Raw genomic sequence first — 16,490 nt, forward strand, 5'->3', positions numbered from 1 at the left:
TTGAAAAAGAATCAAATATTAGTATGTTTGCGCTATTCCACACGCGGAGTCTGGGTGTTTGCAAATGATCTGTGAGAAACTTCTAGCAAGCATCCGCCGGTAGCAGGTCTTCCTGCTTTTTCCGCGGAGGTTGAACCGGAAAGGATAAGATTTATGGCACTACCCGATTTTACTATGCACCAGCTTTTAGAAGCAGGTGTGCATTTTGGTCACCAGACTCATCGTTGGAATCCCAAAATGACTCCCTATATTTATGGTCAGCGTAATAATATCCATATTATTGACCTTGCTCAGACCGTTCCACTTTTACACCAAGCACTTAAACTTGTTTCAGATACTGTAGCGCGTGGTGGTCGTATTCTCTTTGTTGGTACGAAACGGCAAGCATCTGACATTATCGCAGATGCGGCGAATCGTTCCGCTCAGTATTACGTTAATGCACGTTGGCTTGGCGGCATGCTCACAAACTGGAAAACGATTTCCAATTCGATCCATCGTTTGCGGAAGCTTGATAAAATTCTTGCTGCTGAAGCGCAAGGCTTTACTAAAAAGGAACGTTTAAATCTTGAACGTGATCGTGAAAAGCTTAATCGTGCGCTTGGTGGTATTAAAGATATGGGTTCTGTTCCAGATCTTATCTTTGTTATCGATACGAATAAAGAAAATATTGCACTCCAAGAAGCAAAACGTTTAGGTATTCCAGTGATTGCTATTATTGATACCAATTGTGATCCCGATGACGTAACACATCCAATACCAGGTAATGACGATGCTTCACGTGCAATTTCTCTTTATTGCGATCTTTTTGCCCGTGCTGCTCTTGATGGTATTGCACGCCAGCAAGGAGCAATGGGTATCGATTTAGGAGCTCAAGTTGATGCACCTGTGGAGCCTATTTTGGAAGAAAATGCAGTTTCAGAAGTTTCTGAATAATATAAAATGCCTAATTAAGGTACTTTTATTGTCTAAAGAAGAAGTTATAGGCGTGCAGAGGGATTTTGCACGCTTTCACTGTTACAAAATAAAGAGGCAAATATGAGCATTACTGCTGCACAAGTAAAAGAACTTCGAGAACTATCTGGCGCTGGTATGATGGACTGTAAAGCCGCCCTAGCAGAGACCAATGGTGATATGGAAGCTGCTGTTGATTGGCTTCGTAAAAAAGGAATAGCTAAAGCAGATAAAAAGGCTGGTCGTACAGCAGCTGAGGGATTAATCGGAGTCGTATCAAAAGATTCACATGCAGTTTTGGTTGAGATTAATTCTGAAACAGATTTTGTTGCACGCAATGATGGATTCCAAGACATCGTGCGTAAAGTAGCAACTGCTGCCTTAGATACGTCAGGGGATGTTGAATCTGTTTCTGTTTCTCTTTATCCAGGTTCTGAGAAGACTGTAGAGCTTACAATTAAAGATGCAATTAGTACAATTGGCGAAAATATAACATTTCGTCGTTCCGCTAAATTGTCCGTTGAGAATGGTGTTGTTGCGACTTATATACACAATAGTGTGGCTGATGGGCTTGGAAAACTTGGTGTTTTGGTTGCGATTGAAACAACAGGAAATAAAGAGGCTGCTCTTGCTTTTGGTCGGCAGGTCGCGATGCATATTGCGGCAACCAATCCATTAGCACTTACAGCACAAGATGTTGATGCTGCTGCTGTTGAACGTGAAAAAGCAATTTTTTCAGATCAAGCACGTCAGTCTGGAAAACCTGAAAATATCATTGAAAAAATGGTAGAAGGGCGTATGCGTAAGTTTTTTGAAGAGGTTGTTTTGCTTTCTCAAGCTTTTGTTATGAATCCTGATATAACTGTTGAGGCTGCTTTAAAGGATGCTGAGAAATCAATAGGTGCTCCAGCAAAAATTACAGGCTTTATTCGTTTTGCATTAGGTGAAGGTGTGGAAAAAGAGGAGTCTGATTTTGCAGCAGAGGTTGCTGCTGCTGTAAAAGGCTAGTTATTGCAAACTCTTGATCAGAGATTTAAAGTCATATCATTGGTTGTAGAATCTCTGAGGGGAAAAATGTAATTGTTGAGAGGGCGTCACGTGAAAAAAGTGGTGCCCTTCGTGATGTCAAAAGCAAAAAGTAAATGGGCTTTTGGGGAGATTATTAATGGCATTAGCACTTCCGTATAAACGTATTCTTTTAAAGGCTTCTGGTGAAGCTCTTATGGGAGGGCAGAATTTTGGCATTGATGTTTCTGTTGTAGACCGTATTGCCGCTGATATTGCAGAAGTGCGCACAATGGGGATAGAAGTTGCGGTTGTTATCGGTGGGGGAAATATTTTTCGTGGCGTTGCTGTTGCTTCGCATGGTGGGGACCGAGTGACAGGTGATCATATGGGAATGCTTGCAACTGCTATTAACTCTTTAGCATTGCGAACATCTTTGACAAAATTAGGGGTTGAAACTGTTGTACTCTCTGCGATTGCTATGCCACAAATTTGTGAAAGTTTCTCGCAACGTAAAGCAATAGCTTATATGAATCAGGGAAAAGTTGTTATTTTTGCAGGTGGTACAGGAAATCCATTTTTTACCACTGATTCTGCTGCTACTTTACGTGCAGCAGAAATTGGTGCGGATGTCCTTCTTAAAGGAACACAAGTTGATGGTATTTATTCAGCAGATCCAAAAATAGACCCTACGGCTAAGCGTTTTGACCAATTAACACATGTTGAAGTTTTGCAATGGGGATTATCTGTTATGGATTCAACGGCGGTCACTTTAGCACGTGAGAACAATGTACCGATTATTGTGTACTCCATTCATGAAAAAGGCGGTTTGGCTAAGGTCTTGAATGGAACAGGACGCTTTACAATAGTATCGGAATAAGGGTAAGCTTCAAAGGACAATTGAAGGAGACAGAAATATGAATGTTACATCAATTATGGATGATCTGAAACGTCGCATGGATGGTGCCATTACGGCTTTTAAACATGAATTAGGTGGTTTGCGGACCGGACGTGCATCGGCCAGTTTATTAGAACCGTTGACCGTTGAATCTTATGGTTCTGTTGTGCATATAAATCAGGTTGCTAATATTTCTGTTCCCGAACCTCGGATGCTTTCTGTTTCTGTATGGGATAAAACGATGGTCGGAGCTGTAGAGCGCGCTATTCGCGATTCTGGTCTTGGTTTAAATCCCATAACTGATGGTACGAATCTACGTATTCCTTTGCCTGAGTTGAATGAAGAGCGCCGTAAAGAACTTGTAAAAATTGCGCATCACTATGCAGAGCAAGCGCGTGTTGCTACACGTCATGTTCGTCGGGATGGTCTGGACAATTTGAAAAAGTTAGAAAAAGATGGTGAAATTGGTCAAGATGAAGCCCATAGTTTGTCTGAAAAAGTTCAAAAACTCACGGATGAAACTATTGCTGATATTGATAAAATTTTAGCCGTAAAAGAATCTGAAATTATGCACGTTTAAGACGATTTTGTCACTAGAAAAAGGATATTTACTCCCAGCCTGTAAATTGTTTCTAGGGATAATTGTAGGGAGTGGTGTGCTCTGTGGTAGCAAGGTGTGATGCAGGAAGGTGTTCTATCATTTTGATATGGGAGAGACTGATTTGAAAGGGCAGATGTTTTTATTTTTTAGTCTGCGTGATAAATCATGCCCTTTGCTGGGAGACACTATTTAACAGCATGGTGCGGTTTTTTAGTTGAGCACGTCTTTGTTAAAATGCATAATGAAAGCATTATTAGAAATTATTCAAATATTCTAAGATGAAGGTTGGGGAAAGAATATAATGCAAAAAACAAGCCTAACCTTTCTCTTATTTCTCATTATAAAACATGTGAGTATAATTGATCAAGCAGATGTTATGTGGCGTAATTCGTTTTTTAATGACGAATAGTTGATAGAAAAGTATTTTTATACGAAACCTATATTAGTTAATTTGTATGGGGCAGAGGTAACTGCTTTTTCATTTTATATTTGAGAAAATATTAAAAAAATATTTTATAATTTTGACGGAGATTTTTGAAGCTGTTTTCATTGATTATTAGTTTCATAAGCGCTATCTTAGTAGACTGAATTATTTATGATAAATTATAAGAGAAATTATACAGGTATGAGATAAAAATACTGCGTAGGGGAGTTTTTCTTGCGTTAATTTTAGAGCTTGTATTTTCTATTTTTATTGTTTGGATGTTGTTTTGTCTAATTTGGTTTATCGTATTCTGACAGCTTTTGTTTTTGGCATTATTGCGTTGTATCTAACATGGTTGGGAGGAAACTTCTTTTTTTTATTTGTATGGTGTATTGGCGGTTTTGTTCTTTATGAGTGGATGAGTATTACTAAAGAGAAATGGTGTATTTTACAAAAAATATTAGCAAGTATATTTTATTTAATCTTTGGCTTTTTTTTAGTGTTGAGTGTATCTGCTTCATTGATTTTTTGTGTTTTAATCGTTTTAGCTACAGTATTAGCTATTATATCTATAAAAAAGAGTGGTTGGGTTTTTTGTGGTTTTTTATATGCATCTTTTCCTGTTGTTGCTTTATGCTTTCTACGGGATCATGAAATGTTGGGGTTCCAAGTTGTTATTTTCTTATTTACGATAGTGTGGGGAACAGATATTGGTGGTTATTTTATCGGACGTGCATTAGGGGGCCCTAAATTAGCACCACAATTTTCTCCTAATAAAACATGGTCAGGAGCACTTGGTGGTACATTTGTCGGAGTTTTCGGTGGTATATGGGTTGCTTTTGGATTTTTTGATATAAATTTAGCCAGTTTTTTTGTGCCACTCCTTACACTTGTTTTGTCAATTGTTTCACAATTGAGTGATTTAGGGCAATCATGGCTCAAAAGACGTTTTTCTGTTAAAGATTCTAGTTCTTTATTGCCTGGACATGGTGGTTTTATGGATCGTATAGATGGATTGGTAGGGGCAGCTTTTCTTCTTTATTTAATTGGTTCATTTATGTCTGATATGGATGCGCCTTTTAATCTTTTTAGTATGATCTAATTGGGAGAAGATAGTTTGGAACTTTTAAATCATATCGTCACTATGGGTGATTTTCTTTTAAGAAGTTTGAGTATTCTTTTCATCATTATGATTATCATTTTTGTGCACGAATTTGGGCACTATCTCATTGGTCGGTGGTGTGGTATTAAGGCGTTAATTTTTTCGCTTGGATTTGGACCAGAAATAGCGAGTTATACAGATAAGCATGGCACGAAGTGGCGTTTAGCACTTATCCCCTTAGGAGGTTATGTAAAATTTGTTGGGGATGAGGAAAAAATCGATACGGAATCATCCCAATCATCTCTGATTGTTGATGGTTCATTTGCTAGTGCGCATGCTTGGAAAAAAGCAGCAACTGTTTTTGCCGGTCCTTTCTTCAATGCCCTTTTTACTGTTGTTATTCTAACATTTTTTTTCTTTATCTATGGTCGTGTAGCCATTGAGCCCGTTGTTGGTTCTTTGGTAAAAGATAGCCCTGCTCTTCAATCCGGTTTGGAATTAGGTGATCGTTTTGTTGAAATGGATGGGCGACGGGTTGAAAGCTTTGAAGATTTGATGAATTATGTAGCTTTTCACGGAAGAGAACCCATAGAGTTTAAAATAGAACGCATGGGGCGATTCTTTACAACGATGATTACCCCGAAAGTCGTTGAGCGAGATGATGGATTTGGTAATCGAACACGAAGTGCTATGATAGGTGTAGGTGTTCCTGTTGATTTAAATAATCCTGCACGTTTAGATCCAACTTATATAAAACATATTCGCTATGGTTTTGTAACAGCTGTAAGAAAAGCGTCAGACCGTACTGTGTTTATCGCCACTCAAACCGTTCTTTTTATGAGTCGTTTAATAGGAGGCAAAGAGGATCGTTGTCGGCTAAGTGGACCTTCTAAAACCGTTAAAATTGCTTGGAAAGTGAGCGAGACAGGTTTTATCTCTTTATTGAATTTAGCAGCTTTTCTTTCAATAAGTGTTGGGCTTATTAACCTTTTTCCGATTCTACCGCTTGACGGTGGGCATCTTTTATTGCATGTCATTGAGGTCATTACTGGGAGGAAAATATCTGCTAAAATTCAGGGAATCGTTTTTCGTTTAGGTTTTTCCATTCTTCTCCTTTTTATGATCTTTGTCTTTTTTAATGATTATTTTTGTTGGTTTAGCTAATTAAATTATGGAAAACGCTTTATAAATTAAGTAATAATAGCAAAAACAAATTGAAGGTTGTTTACCATGTCTACAAAATGTTGTGGCGTTGTACATTATAATGAGTAATTAAGGAATGAAAAGTCTCGCTGTAAAAAGGTTGCTGTAAAAAGGTTGTTATGGCAGTTAGCTTTTTAAGGCATCATGTCTAAGGAACGAGAGTAAGGTAAAAAAGCCAATGACTACGAATTCAAAGTTTTTAAATGCAGCATCTGTATTGGTGTTAAAGATGGGGATGATTGCCCCAGCAACGGTTTTTATGTCAATTGCTGCGGTCGGAGAAATACAAGCGTCTGTAGTCCGCTCTATTGAGGTTCGTGGGAATAAGTTTGTAAGTTCTCAGGCGATTCGAGACAATATGGGGATTAAGGTTGGGCAAGGTGTTTCCAGTGGTGATGTTGATAGTGCTGTGAAGAACCTTTTCGAATTGGGTTTATTTTATGATGTTAAAATAAATCCGGTGGGTGATAAATTGGTTGTATTCGTAAAAGAATATGAGGTTGTCAATCAAATATTGTTTCAAGGAAATAAATCTTTTAAAGACCCAGATCTTAAGCGGTTTATTTCTTTAAAACCGAATGAGCCTTTTAATTCTGCGAAGCTTTCTGCTGATATAAATACAATTCGTGAGGCTTATAAAACTCTTGGTCGTAATAATATCACTGTTAACGTTCAAACGATTAACCTTGGAAAAGGGCGGGTTAATGTGGTATTTAATGTCGTTGAAGGGAAAAAAACAAAGATTGGTGATATCACTTTTAAGGGCAATAGTGTCTTTGGAAGTCGCCGTTTGCGTGATGTGATTTCAACAAAAACTTCAGGAATTTTTTCGAAGTTGTTGGGAGGTGATGTTTACAGTGAAGAGCGCCTCGCTGTTGATGAAGAAGCTTTACGTCGCTTTTATTATAACCGTGGTTATGCAGATTTTCGTGTAGTCTCTTCTAAAGCAACTTTTGATGCAGCAAGCAATACGTATAAAATTTCTTTCGTTCTTGATGAGGGTGCGCTCTATAAAATTAGCGATATTCAGGTTGAAAGTGATGTTGATGGAATTGACGTTCAATCTGTAAAAAGGGTGCTTAAAACCCAGCCAGGTAATGTTTATAGTGCAGAAGATATTGAACAGTCTGTTGCAACTATTAATAACAAAGTTGCTGATTCGGGATATGCTTTTGCTAAAGTTGAACCGCGGGGAAATCGTAATTTAGCAAATCATACAATTTCAATTTTATATAATATTGAACAGGGTACACGTGCTTATATTCAACGTATTGATATACGTGGCAATGAGAAAACGCGTGATTACGTCATTCGCCGTGAGATTGATTTAAACGAAGGAGATGCTTACAATCAAACTTTATTACAGCGGGCAAAACGTCGTCTAGAAAGTTTAGGTTTCTTCAAAGCCGTTAATATTTCAATGGTTCCTACAGATCAATCTGACCAAGTTGTTTTGGTAATAGATGTCGTTGAAGCTTCAACAGGAGATCTCTCTCTTTCTGGAGGGTATACAACAGGGGGAACAAGTCCTGGTATGTCACTTGAAGTTTCTGTTACTGAACGTAATCTTGGGGGACGTGGTCAATATGTTCGTTTAGGATTAGGTGCGGGGCAAGAAAAATCTCGTAATTATAATTTATCATTTGTTGATCCTTATTTCTTAGGGTATCGTTTATCTGCTGGCGTTGATGTTTTTCGTAGTACTTATCGTGCTGATAAAGCCTATGATGTACGGCAGACAGGTGGATCGCTGCGGTTTTCGTTACCTATTAATAATCAATTATCTGCTAATGTAGCTTATTCTTATGTGCAGGAAGAATATGATTTTGGCGGAGAGTATGATTTTGACAAAGAGAGTGACATAATAGAATTATATGGGAAATATTCTGGTGCGATTGTTCAAGCTGCAAAACACAGCCCTTGGAAACGTTCATCAATTAGTTATGGTTTCACCTATAATACGATTGATGATATGAGATCCCCCCATGATGGGTGGTACGTGCATCTGCTTCAGGAATATGCAGGGCTTGGTGGGAGTGCAAAGTTCTTGAAGACCACGGGTAAGGCGATGATGTACAAGACTCTTTCTGACCAGAAGGATATCGTTGGTTTGCTTTCCTTTGGGGGTGGTTATATCCACGGAATGGGCCGAGATGGTGTTCGTATTTTCGATATGTTTAAAGTAAATTCTGATATGATTCGAGGGTTCAAATATAATGGAATAGGTCCGCGTCAGGTTTCGAGTAAGGGTGAGGTTTATTTCTTGGGGGGAACGACATATATGAATGCGACTGCTGAAGTACAGTTCCCTATCCCTGTCGTGCCTGAAGGATTTGGGTTGCGCGGTGCTTTATTTGCGGATATTGCCACGCTTTATGGCAATAATTATAAAGCCGTTTTTAAGGGTGAACCGTCTGTTACCAATACCAAAAGTGCTTGGCGTTCATCTGCAGGTGTGAGTTTGATGTGGGATTCTCCGTTTGGTCCTTTGCGTTTTGATTATGCTTGGCCAATAACGAAGCAGGAAGGTGATCGTTTGCAACAATTGAACTTTGGTATTTCTACGAAGTTCTGATTTGAGCGATTTTAAGAGGGAAAACTTGAAGAGAATAGCTTAAGCTGGGAGAGAAAGTGTTTTGATGGCGGATACATTTTTTTTTTACGCCGTCCCGACGATTGACAGTTGCAAATGCTGCTGAGTTGACGGGTGCAAAGCTTCTTAATCCAGAGTTTTCTCATAAAGTTATCAATACTCTTTCTTCACTTGAGAGTGCTGTGGAAGGTTCGCTTGTTTTTGTAGAGCATCGGAAGTTTTCTGATGCTTTACTGGACAGTTCTGCTGTTGCTGTTTTGTGTACGAATGAGATTGTTTTTAAAGTTCCCGAGACTATGGCAATTTTGGTGACATCCACACCACAGCGTGACTTTGCTCAGATTGGTCGTATTTTGTTTCCAGATTCTGTCAAGCCAATGCCTTGGTTGGGGCAGAAGGGGATTTCATCGCATGCGCATATTCATCCAACGGCTAAGTTGGCACATGATGTGTGTATTGAAGCGGGAGCTGTTATTGGTAAAAATGTTGAGATTGGTGCAGGAACTCTTATTTCATCCACAGCTGTTATCGGTGAAAATTGCCGTATTGGATGTGACTGCTATATTGCTCCTAAGGTAACAGTTCAGTGTTCTATAATAGGTGATAAGGTTCAGCTTTATCCTGGTGTTTGCATTGGGCAAGATGGTTTTGGTTATGTTGGGGGCGTTTCTGGAATCGAGAAAATTCCACAGCTTGGTCGCGTTATTATTGAGGATGGTGTAGAAGTTGGTGCGAACACGACAATTGATCGTGGGACATTTCAAGATACTGTTATTGGTGAAGGAAGCAAGATTGATAATCTTGTACAAATTGCCCACAATGTAAAAATTGGCCGCTATTGTCTTATTGCCGCTCAATGTGGCATTGCGGGAAGTACATCTATAGGGGATATGTCTCAGCTTGGTGGAAGTGTGGGAGTAGCTGATCACATCATAATAGGTAAATCTGTTCAGATTGCTGCTCGTAGTGGTGTTATGAATGACATTCCGGATGGCGAAAAATGGGGAGGTAGTCCAGCGCGACCATTTAAACAATGGTTTCGTGAAGTAGCGGCGTTGCGCAGTATGGGAAAAGTTAAAAAGGAGAAACGCTGATATGATCAGCAGTGAAAAAACTAAAAACTTAGAGGCTGTCGATATTGAAAAACTATTATCAATATTACCGCACCGTTATCCATTTTTATTAATTGATCGTATAATTGATATTAATGGTGAACAAGAAGCGATTGGTATTAAAAATATAACGATTAACGAGCCTCATTTTACGGGACATTTTCCCTCAAAGCCTGTTATGCCTGGAGTTTTGATTTTAGAAGCTATGGCACAAACGGCAGGAGCAATAGCACTTTTAAATTTAGGCAATAAGCAAACAAATTTAGTTTACCTTATGACGGTTGATAATGCGAAATTTCGTAAGCCGGTTATGCCTGGTGATCAGCTCAAGATTCATGTTCAGCTTTTGAAAAAAAGATCTGGTATGAGACGTTTTTCATGTGTTGCAAAAGTAGAAGATGTCCGTGTCGCTGAAGCAGAAATTGCTGCGATGATTGTCGAAGAAGAATAAACGATATTTGATGGGAATTTAAAAATGTCCGGTACGAAAATCCATCCAACTGCTCTTGTGGAGAAGGGAGCGCAGCTTGGTGAGAATGTACGCGTTGGACCATTTTGCCATATTAGTTCAGAGGCTGTTATTGGTGATGAATGTAGTTTGACAAGTCATGTTGTAATAATGGGAAAGACAACGTTAGGAGCCAAGAGTAAAGTATTTTCTCATGCCGTTTTGGGGGCAGATCCGCAAAATAATAAACATAAAGGAGGGGCTACAACTCTTTTTATTGGTAAGAATTGTACGATTCGTGAAGGTGTAACAATGCATAGGGGCTCCGATTCGAGTGTAGGAATGACAGTTGTTGGTGATAATTGCCAATTTTTTTGTTATGCGCATATCGCTCACGATTGTTATGTAGGCAATCATGTAACATTTGCCAATAACGCAATGATTGCTGGTCATGTTACTATTGGTGATTATGTGATTATTGGTGGTGGTGCTGCTGTTCATCAATTTGTTCGTGTTGGACATCATGCATTTATCGGCGGCGTATCTGCACTGGTTGGTGATCTGATACCTTATGGAACAGCTGTTGGTGTGCAGGCAAAACTTGCTGGACTCAATATTATTGGTATGAAGCGTGCAGGACTTGAGCGTCAAGATATTCATGCACTCCGTCATGCGGTTGCTATGCTTTTTGATCATAGCAAACCATTTAAAGAGCGTGTCAGTGATGTTGCTTCTTTCTATTCTTCTTCTCAGTCTGTTTCTGAAGTTGTTAATTTTATTAAAGAAGAAGGAAAGCGTTTTTATTGTACACCAAAATTTGAAGGTGTTAGAATAAAAGAACATAAGGATTAAAAATGCCTATTTGGGGAGCCAGAAGTTTTCTTTCCGGCCGTACTGCTATTATAGCAGGAAATGGTGTTCTACCGATTACTGTTGCGCAGACTCTTGAGAAGAATGGAGAAAATCCTTTTCTTGTGCTTTTGCATGGTGAGGCAGATTCTGTTCTTTATCGCTATGAGCATTGCGAGCTATCAATTGTAGAGTTAGCACGACTCGTTAAAATTTTAAAAGAGGCTGGTGTATATAATGTTGTTTTGGCAGGTGGTGTGAAAAAGCGTCCACTTCTTAAACAATTGCGACTGGACTGGACAACATTTTTAGCTCTTCCTAATTTAATCGGAGCTTTGAAGAGGGGAGACGATGCGTTATTAAAAGCTTTTATACGGGTTATTGAAGCACACGGTTTTTGTGTTATCGGTGCTCACGAAATAGTCCCAGATCTTTTAGCTCCCATAGAATTTAATTTAACAGTACGGCGCGCTACTCCAAAAGAGAAAAAAGATATTTTTTTAGCAGTAGAAGCAGCAAAGCTTTTAGGTCAATTAGATATCGGGCAAGCCGTTGTCGTTGTTCAAGGAAGGGTGGTTGCTCTAGAGGGCGCTGAGGGAACTGATAATATGTTGTGGCGTATTTGTGAAATGCGAGAAAGAGGGCAAATTCCCCTTAAAGGTGGCATTCTTGTAAAATGCGCAAAACCACAACAGGATAATCGCGTTGATTTGCCATCAATTGGGCCCGCGACAATAATGAATATTGCAAAGAGTGGTTTATCTGGTGTTGCGGTGGAGGCAAATAGAAGTCTAATATTATCGGTGAAAACAACAATAGAAAAAGCCAACAAATATTCTTTATTTATAGAGACATTTGAAAAGTTTGGTCATGAATAATTGTTTCTTAAAGATTGCAGTGGTTTCAGGTGAGGAATCTGGTGATTTACTTGGGGCCGATCTAATTTCTTGTTTATTACAACAGATAGGATGCAATATTCATTTGATTGGTGTTGGGGGGAGCCATTTAAAGGCATTAGGCTTAAAAAGCTTTTTTGATTCCCATGATATTGCTTTAATAGGTTTAAAGGAGGTGTTGAAAAAACTACCATTGTTGTTGCTACATATTCGCAATTTATCCAAATTTATTGCACAAGAACAACCTGATTGTTTAATTATTATTGATAGTCCTGATTTCACGCATCGTATTGCAAAAAAGGTACGTGCTTTAGCGCCTTCTATTCCTATCATTAAATATATTGCACCAACCGTTTGGGCATGGAGGCCAGAGCGTGCAAAAGCTATGTGTGGATTTGTTGATCATGTTTTAGCGGTTTTTCCTTTTGAAGAAAAGATTATGCAAGATTTGGGAGGCCCTGCCACGACTTATGTTGGACATCGTCTTTTGACATATCCTCCCCTTTTGAGAATTCAGTCAGAAAAAAAAGCCAATTAGAACAAAGAAATTTGATCGATACACAAACATTATCGCCTACATTAGTTATTTTGCCAGGATCACGCAATTCAGAAATTCGTTCCTTAATGCCTATTTTTCGAGAAACAGTAGAGATTCTTGTACAACGTATTCCTCATTTACGTATTATTTTACCAACCTTACCTCATTTGGTAGATAGAATCCGGGACTTTGTGCAGGGCTGGAAAAGCAAGATAGAAATTGTAGTTGGTGAAGATGAAAAATGGCGTGCTTTTGCACAAGCAGATGTTGCTCTTGCTGCACATGGAACTGTTTCACTTGAATTAGCCTTAGCAAAAGTTCCTATGGTTCTTTGCTATAAACTTGATTTCTTTTCTAAATTATTTATTTTTCCTAAAATGATGTTATGGAGTGCTGCTCTTCCAAATATTATTGCTGATAAGCCTATTGTTTCGGAATATTTGAATGAATTAATCCGTCCTGGCATGTTAGCAAGACAGGTAGAACAACTTTTGGCTAATCCTTTATTGCGACAGGCACAACTTGATTCCTTTGAGATGGTAGAACAGAAAATGAAAACTGAAGTACCATCGGGGGTTGTTGGCGCACAAACAATTATCACTATTTTAAAAAGCAGGAATAAAATTGTATAAATAAAGCAATATTTTAATGATTAATATTTAATTTTAGCAAGAAAATTACAAGCACGTTGGCTTTTAGGATTGGTAAAAAATTCTTCAGAGGCTGCATCTTCAACAATTTTTCCATTTTCTAGAAAGAGTATTCTTTCTGAGACTTTACGTGCGAAGCCCATTTCATGGGTAACACAAAGCATTGTGATCCCTGTATCGGCCAATCGAGCCATCACTTCCAAAACTTCTCTCACACTTTCTGGATCAAGAGCAGAGGTTGGTTCATCAAAAAGCATGACTTCAGGTTCCATACAAAGTGCACGGGCAATCGCAACACGTTGTTGTTGCCCACCAGAAAGTTGTAAAGGATATTTTTCACAGTGTTTTTCAATACCAACATGTGTTAAGTAACGAATTGCCCGTTCTTTTGCTTGTTGTTTGGAAAGTCCCTGAACTGTCATAGGTGCTAAAATACAATTTTGTATAACGCTCATGTGGGGAAATAAATTAAAGTTCTGAAAGACCATTCCTATCTTACGAAGAACATTTTTTTGCTGTTGTATAGGTGCAGTATGGATATCAACGTTATGGATACAGATTGAACCTTTTTGTGCTTGTTCTAATTGATTAATACAACGAATTAACGTTGATTTTCCTGATCCGGATGGTCCACAAATAACGATATGTTCACCAGCTTGAACATTAAAGTTGATATCATGTAGGACCTGAAAGTTTCCATACCATTTATTTAGATTTCGAATAGAGATCACTGGTTTTTTACTGGGAGAGATCGATTTATTATTTTTCAAATTCATCTTATTTTATTCTTTCATTGATGAAGAACTTGATTAATTCAACATTTTGGTTTGGTAAAGTTTTTTATGATCATTTTATTTACCGTAAATATCGAGTGAGGCGCTGCTCGATAAAAACAATAAAACGATGAATGAGTTCAACGATAAAGAGATAGATAAGAGCAGCCCAAACGTAAACTTGAAAATCGAAAGTCCGTGAATAAGCGAGTTTAGCAACCCCCATTAAATCATAAACAGTAATAAGTGAGGCAACAGCACTGGATTTAATCATTAAAATCAACTCATTTCCTAGGGGGCGTAATGCTACAATCATTGCTTGTGGAAGAATAACTCTAAAAAATGTGACAGAGTTGCTTAAACCTAAAGCTTTTGATGCTTCGCGTTGTCCAGTTGTTACGGATAGAAAACTTCCTTTAAAGATCTCAGATTGATAGGCAGCAGAATTGAGTGTAAAAATAAAAAGACAACAATACCACGCGTTTTGAAAAAACCACCATAGCCCCACTTGTTGCCAAAAACTGTTCATTGAACCAAGCCCATAATAAAAAAGAAAGAGTTGAGCTAATAAAGGAGAGCCACGGAAAAAATAGACATAAGCATTTGCAAAATATTGTAAAAATGTATTCTCTGATAGACGTGCAAAAGCGATAAGCATACCAAGAAAAAGTCCTAGAGAACAAGAAATAGAAACAAGTTCAACAGTAACAATAAAGCCATTAATAAATTTTGGTCCATAATGACTTAAAAGATCAGGATTAAAAAGAAAATAAAGCCACTCAGGAATCATTGACCTAGCACCTTTTTATAGCCTATTTGAGTGTATGTTTCCAAATGGCGTAAGATTGCAGTAAAAACCGCTGAAAATAACAAATAGAGTAAGCATGCTACAAAATAAAATAGCATGGGTTTATTGGTAGCAGCGACAGCTAGATTCGTTTGTCGCATGAGGTCAACAAGCGCGATGGTAGAAACAAGGGATGTATCTTTCAGTAAAGTAAGCCAATTATTAGAAAGTCCTGGCAAGGCATTTCGGATGAGCTGAGGGAAGACAATACGAAAAAATGTGGTTGACCGTGAAAGTCCTAAAGCTTTAGCTGCTTCATATTGACCTTTATCAAAAATATTAAATGCTCCAAGCCAAACTTCACAAGAAAAAGCTGCAAGAACCATACTAAGGGCAAGAACACCAGCAACAAAAGCATTGATACTGAACATGATTTCAAAACTAAAATAGTCAAATAAATTTTGAATAAGGCTTTGTAATCCGTAGTAAACTAAAAACAAAGTTAAAAGCTCTGGTAGCCCACGAAATATCGTTGAAAAGAGGCGTGCCATAGCTTTGGCCATCTTAATATTGGATCGAATCATCACTGCATTGAGAAGTCCTAGAGGAAATCCTAGAAGTCCACAACATAATGCCAATGACAAAGTCATTCCTGCACTGGAAAGTATAACTGCTCCCCATCCACCATTGCTAAATGATAGCAATGCTAAATTTTCAATCATTCTTGTATTCCTCATGAAAGAGTTAGATAATATTTTTTAGCAATAACCAACGGGTTTTATTTAAATATCATATTGATATTTAATAAACATCACTTGTAAAATATTTTCTCATAATTTTTTCATAAGTTCCATCCAAACGGATTTCTTTTATTGCTTCATTGAACTTATTTTTAAGATCATTATTATTTTGACGAACTGCAATTGCAACAGGAAATCTTGTTTCTTCTAGAGTTCCCAAGAGGAGACAACAATCTTTTCCTTCATTTTTAAGCCAATTTAATGCTTGTAATTTATCAACAATAATCACATCAAGTCGATGATTTAAAAGATCACGATTCACTTCTATTGTGGAAGGATAGAGTTTTATTTTCACCTCTTCAGAGGCAAAATGATCTTCTGCATAGAAAGCTTGTGTTGTATTTGATTGCACACCAAGATTTTTACCTCTAAAGCCTTTTGTCGAGATTTCTTTAATTCCCGAAGCTTTGGTAACAATAACAGCCAGTGCTGTATCGTAGTAAGGATCTGTGAAGTCAATTTTTTGTAAACGCTCTTGTGTGAGAGAGAGGGAAGCAATGATAGCATCATATTTTTTTGCAATAAGTCCAGGGATCATTCCCTCGAAGTCTTGTGTAACAATAGTACACTCAACATTCATTTTTTTACAAAGTGCATAAGATATATCAATATCAAGTCCCTGCAATTTATTATTTGAGTCAATATAACTGAAGGGAGGATAGGTGCCTTCACTCGCAATTTTTAATGTTTTCGCATCAGCCAATTGGGTGAATAGTGCGGCGCTTATTATAAGAGCTCCTGCTAATAGTTTCATGATGTTCTCCTATTGGATAAGCGGGCAATATGAAATCATTATGTTTTTATAATCTGTAAGCTTTTTGGGAGCAATTCAAAAATTTATTGATGTTTATTTTAGATCA

At 38.0% G+C, this 16,490-nt stretch carries 14 protein-coding genes and 2 pseudogenes; 12 read left to right on the forward strand and 4 right to left on the reverse strand.

All coding sequences use genetic code 11. The features are described 5' to 3' along the window. Positions 1 to 153 precede the first annotated feature (153 nt). From rpsB to lpxB, 12 genes and pseudogenes are all read left to right on the forward strand, one after another. Positions 154 to 933, forward strand: coding sequence for a 30S ribosomal protein S2 (gene rpsB, locus ACFIK1_RS08440; RefSeq protein WP_273788135.1), 780 nt, complete (start codon positions 154 to 156; stop codon positions 931 to 933). Positions 934 to 1,035: 102 nt separating this feature from the next. Then, complete coding sequence (tsf, locus tag ACFIK1_RS08445) at positions 1,036 to 1,959, forward strand: translation elongation factor Ts (protein WP_375662577.1); 924 nt, start codon at positions 1,036 to 1,038, stop codon at positions 1,957 to 1,959. A 157-nt stretch (positions 1,960 to 2,116) separates the two neighbouring features. Continuing rightward, a complete protein-coding gene (gene pyrH / locus ACFIK1_RS08450; RefSeq protein ID WP_273790666.1) occupies positions 2,117 to 2,836 on the forward strand; it encodes a UMP kinase in 720 nt (239 codons plus the stop codon). Positions 2,837 to 2,873: 37 nt separating this feature from the next. After that, the gene (gene frr, locus ACFIK1_RS08455; protein WP_273790667.1) at positions 2,874 to 3,434 is read left to right on the forward strand and encodes a ribosome recycling factor; all 561 of its coding nucleotides are present in this window, start codon (positions 2,874 to 2,876) and stop codon (positions 3,432 to 3,434) included. Between the two features lie 731 nt (positions 3,435 to 4,165). Then, complete coding sequence (locus ACFIK1_RS08460) at positions 4,166 to 4,981, forward strand: phosphatidate cytidylyltransferase (RefSeq protein WP_375613469.1); 816 nt, start codon at positions 4,166 to 4,168, stop codon at positions 4,979 to 4,981. A gap of 15 nt (positions 4,982 to 4,996) precedes the next feature. Continuing rightward, on the forward strand, positions 4,997 to 6,145 hold the full coding sequence (locus ACFIK1_RS08465; RefSeq protein WP_375618369.1) for an RIP metalloprotease: 1,149 nt from the start codon (positions 4,997 to 4,999) through the stop codon (positions 6,143 to 6,145). A gap of 217 nt (positions 6,146 to 6,362) precedes the next feature. Further along, positions 6,363 to 8,759 (forward strand): outer membrane protein assembly factor BamA, encoded by a 2,397-nt coding sequence (gene bamA, locus ACFIK1_RS08470; RefSeq protein WP_375662578.1) that lies wholly within the window; start codon positions 6,363 to 6,365, stop codon positions 8,757 to 8,759. A 64-nt stretch (positions 8,760 to 8,823) separates the two neighbouring features. Beyond that, positions 8,824 to 9,871, forward strand: a pseudogene (lpxD, locus tag ACFIK1_RS08475) (UDP-3-O-(3-hydroxymyristoyl)glucosamine N-acyltransferase). Between the two features lies 1 nt (position 9,872). Beyond that, complete coding sequence (gene fabZ, locus ACFIK1_RS08480; RefSeq protein WP_375655237.1) at positions 9,873 to 10,340, forward strand: 3-hydroxyacyl-ACP dehydratase FabZ; 468 nt, start codon at positions 9,873 to 9,875, stop codon at positions 10,338 to 10,340. Positions 10,341 to 10,364: 24 nt separating this feature from the next. Continuing rightward, positions 10,365 to 11,189, forward strand: a complete 825-nt coding sequence (gene lpxA, locus ACFIK1_RS08485; protein ID WP_375609506.1) for an acyl-ACP--UDP-N-acetylglucosamine O-acyltransferase — start codon at positions 10,365 to 10,367, stop codon at positions 11,187 to 11,189. A 2-nt stretch (positions 11,190 to 11,191) separates the two neighbouring features. Continuing rightward, positions 11,192 to 12,064, forward strand: coding sequence for an LpxI family protein (locus ACFIK1_RS08490; RefSeq protein ID WP_375632782.1), 873 nt, complete (start codon positions 11,192 to 11,194; stop codon positions 12,062 to 12,064). Then, a pseudogene (gene lpxB, locus ACFIK1_RS08495) lies at positions 12,057 to 13,252 on the forward strand (lipid-A-disaccharide synthase). The gene ACFIK1_RS08490 and the pseudogene lpxB overlap by 8 nt, the downstream one beginning before the upstream one ends. A 20-nt stretch (positions 13,253 to 13,272) precedes the next feature. Here the strand turns inward: lpxB and ACFIK1_RS08500 are convergent. The 4 genes from ACFIK1_RS08500 to ACFIK1_RS08515 form a co-directional block, all read right to left on the reverse strand. Beyond that, complete coding sequence (locus tag ACFIK1_RS08500; protein WP_375632786.1) at positions 13,273 to 14,046, reverse strand: amino acid ABC transporter ATP-binding protein; 774 nt, start codon at positions 14,044 to 14,046, stop codon at positions 13,273 to 13,275. Between the two features lie 79 nt (positions 14,047 to 14,125). Next, positions 14,126 to 14,833, reverse strand: a complete 708-nt coding sequence (locus ACFIK1_RS08505) for an ABC transporter permease (protein WP_375632788.1) — start codon at positions 14,831 to 14,833, stop codon at positions 14,126 to 14,128. Then, positions 14,830 to 15,552, reverse strand: coding sequence for an ABC transporter permease (locus ACFIK1_RS08510; protein ID WP_375639751.1), 723 nt, complete (start codon positions 15,550 to 15,552; stop codon positions 14,830 to 14,832). The genes ACFIK1_RS08505 and ACFIK1_RS08510 overlap by 4 nt, the downstream gene beginning before the upstream one ends. Before the next feature lie 79 nt (positions 15,553 to 15,631). Beyond that, complete coding sequence (locus ACFIK1_RS08515) at positions 15,632 to 16,384, reverse strand: transporter substrate-binding domain-containing protein (protein WP_375662579.1); 753 nt, start codon at positions 16,382 to 16,384, stop codon at positions 15,632 to 15,634. Between the last annotated feature and the right edge of the window lie 106 nt (positions 16,385 to 16,490).

This window comes from Bartonella sp. OC16QHHD, from assembly GCF_042194035.1.
Taxonomy (GTDB): domain Bacteria; phylum Pseudomonadota; class Alphaproteobacteria; order Rhizobiales; family Rhizobiaceae; genus Bartonella.

Coding starts and splice junctions, on each gene's coding strand:
- rpsB (WP_273788135.1), top strand. CDS start 154: ATGGCACTACCCGATTTTACTATGCACCAGCTTTTAGAAGCAGGTGTG.
- tsf (WP_375662577.1), top strand. CDS start 1,036: ATGAGCATTACTGCTGCACAAGTAAAAGAACTTCGAGAACTATCTGGC.
- pyrH (WP_273790666.1), top strand. CDS start 2,117: ATGGCATTAGCACTTCCGTATAAACGTATTCTTTTAAAGGCTTCTGGT.
- frr (WP_273790667.1), top strand. CDS start 2,874: ATGAATGTTACATCAATTATGGATGATCTGAAACGTCGCATGGATGGT.
- bamA (WP_375662578.1), top strand. CDS start 6,363: ATGACTACGAATTCAAAGTTTTTAAATGCAGCATCTGTATTGGTGTTA.
- fabZ (WP_375655237.1), top strand. CDS start 9,873: ATGATCAGCAGTGAAAAAACTAAAAACTTAGAGGCTGTCGATATTGAA.
- lpxA (WP_375609506.1), top strand. CDS start 10,365: ATGTCCGGTACGAAAATCCATCCAACTGCTCTTGTGGAGAAGGGAGCG.
- ACFIK1_RS08490 (WP_375632782.1), top strand. CDS start 11,192: ATGCCTATTTGGGGAGCCAGAAGTTTTCTTTCCGGCCGTACTGCTATT.
- ACFIK1_RS08500 (WP_375632786.1), bottom strand. CDS start 14,046: ATGAATTTGAAAAATAATAAATCGATCTCTCCCAGTAAAAAACCAGTG.
- ACFIK1_RS08505 (WP_375632788.1), bottom strand. CDS start 14,833: ATGATTCCTGAGTGGCTTTATTTTCTTTTTAATCCTGATCTTTTAAGT.
- ACFIK1_RS08510 (WP_375639751.1), bottom strand. CDS start 15,552: ATGATTGAAAATTTAGCATTGCTATCATTTAGCAATGGTGGATGGGGA.
- ACFIK1_RS08515 (WP_375662579.1), bottom strand. CDS start 16,384: ATGAAACTATTAGCAGGAGCTCTTATAATAAGCGCCGCACTATTCACC.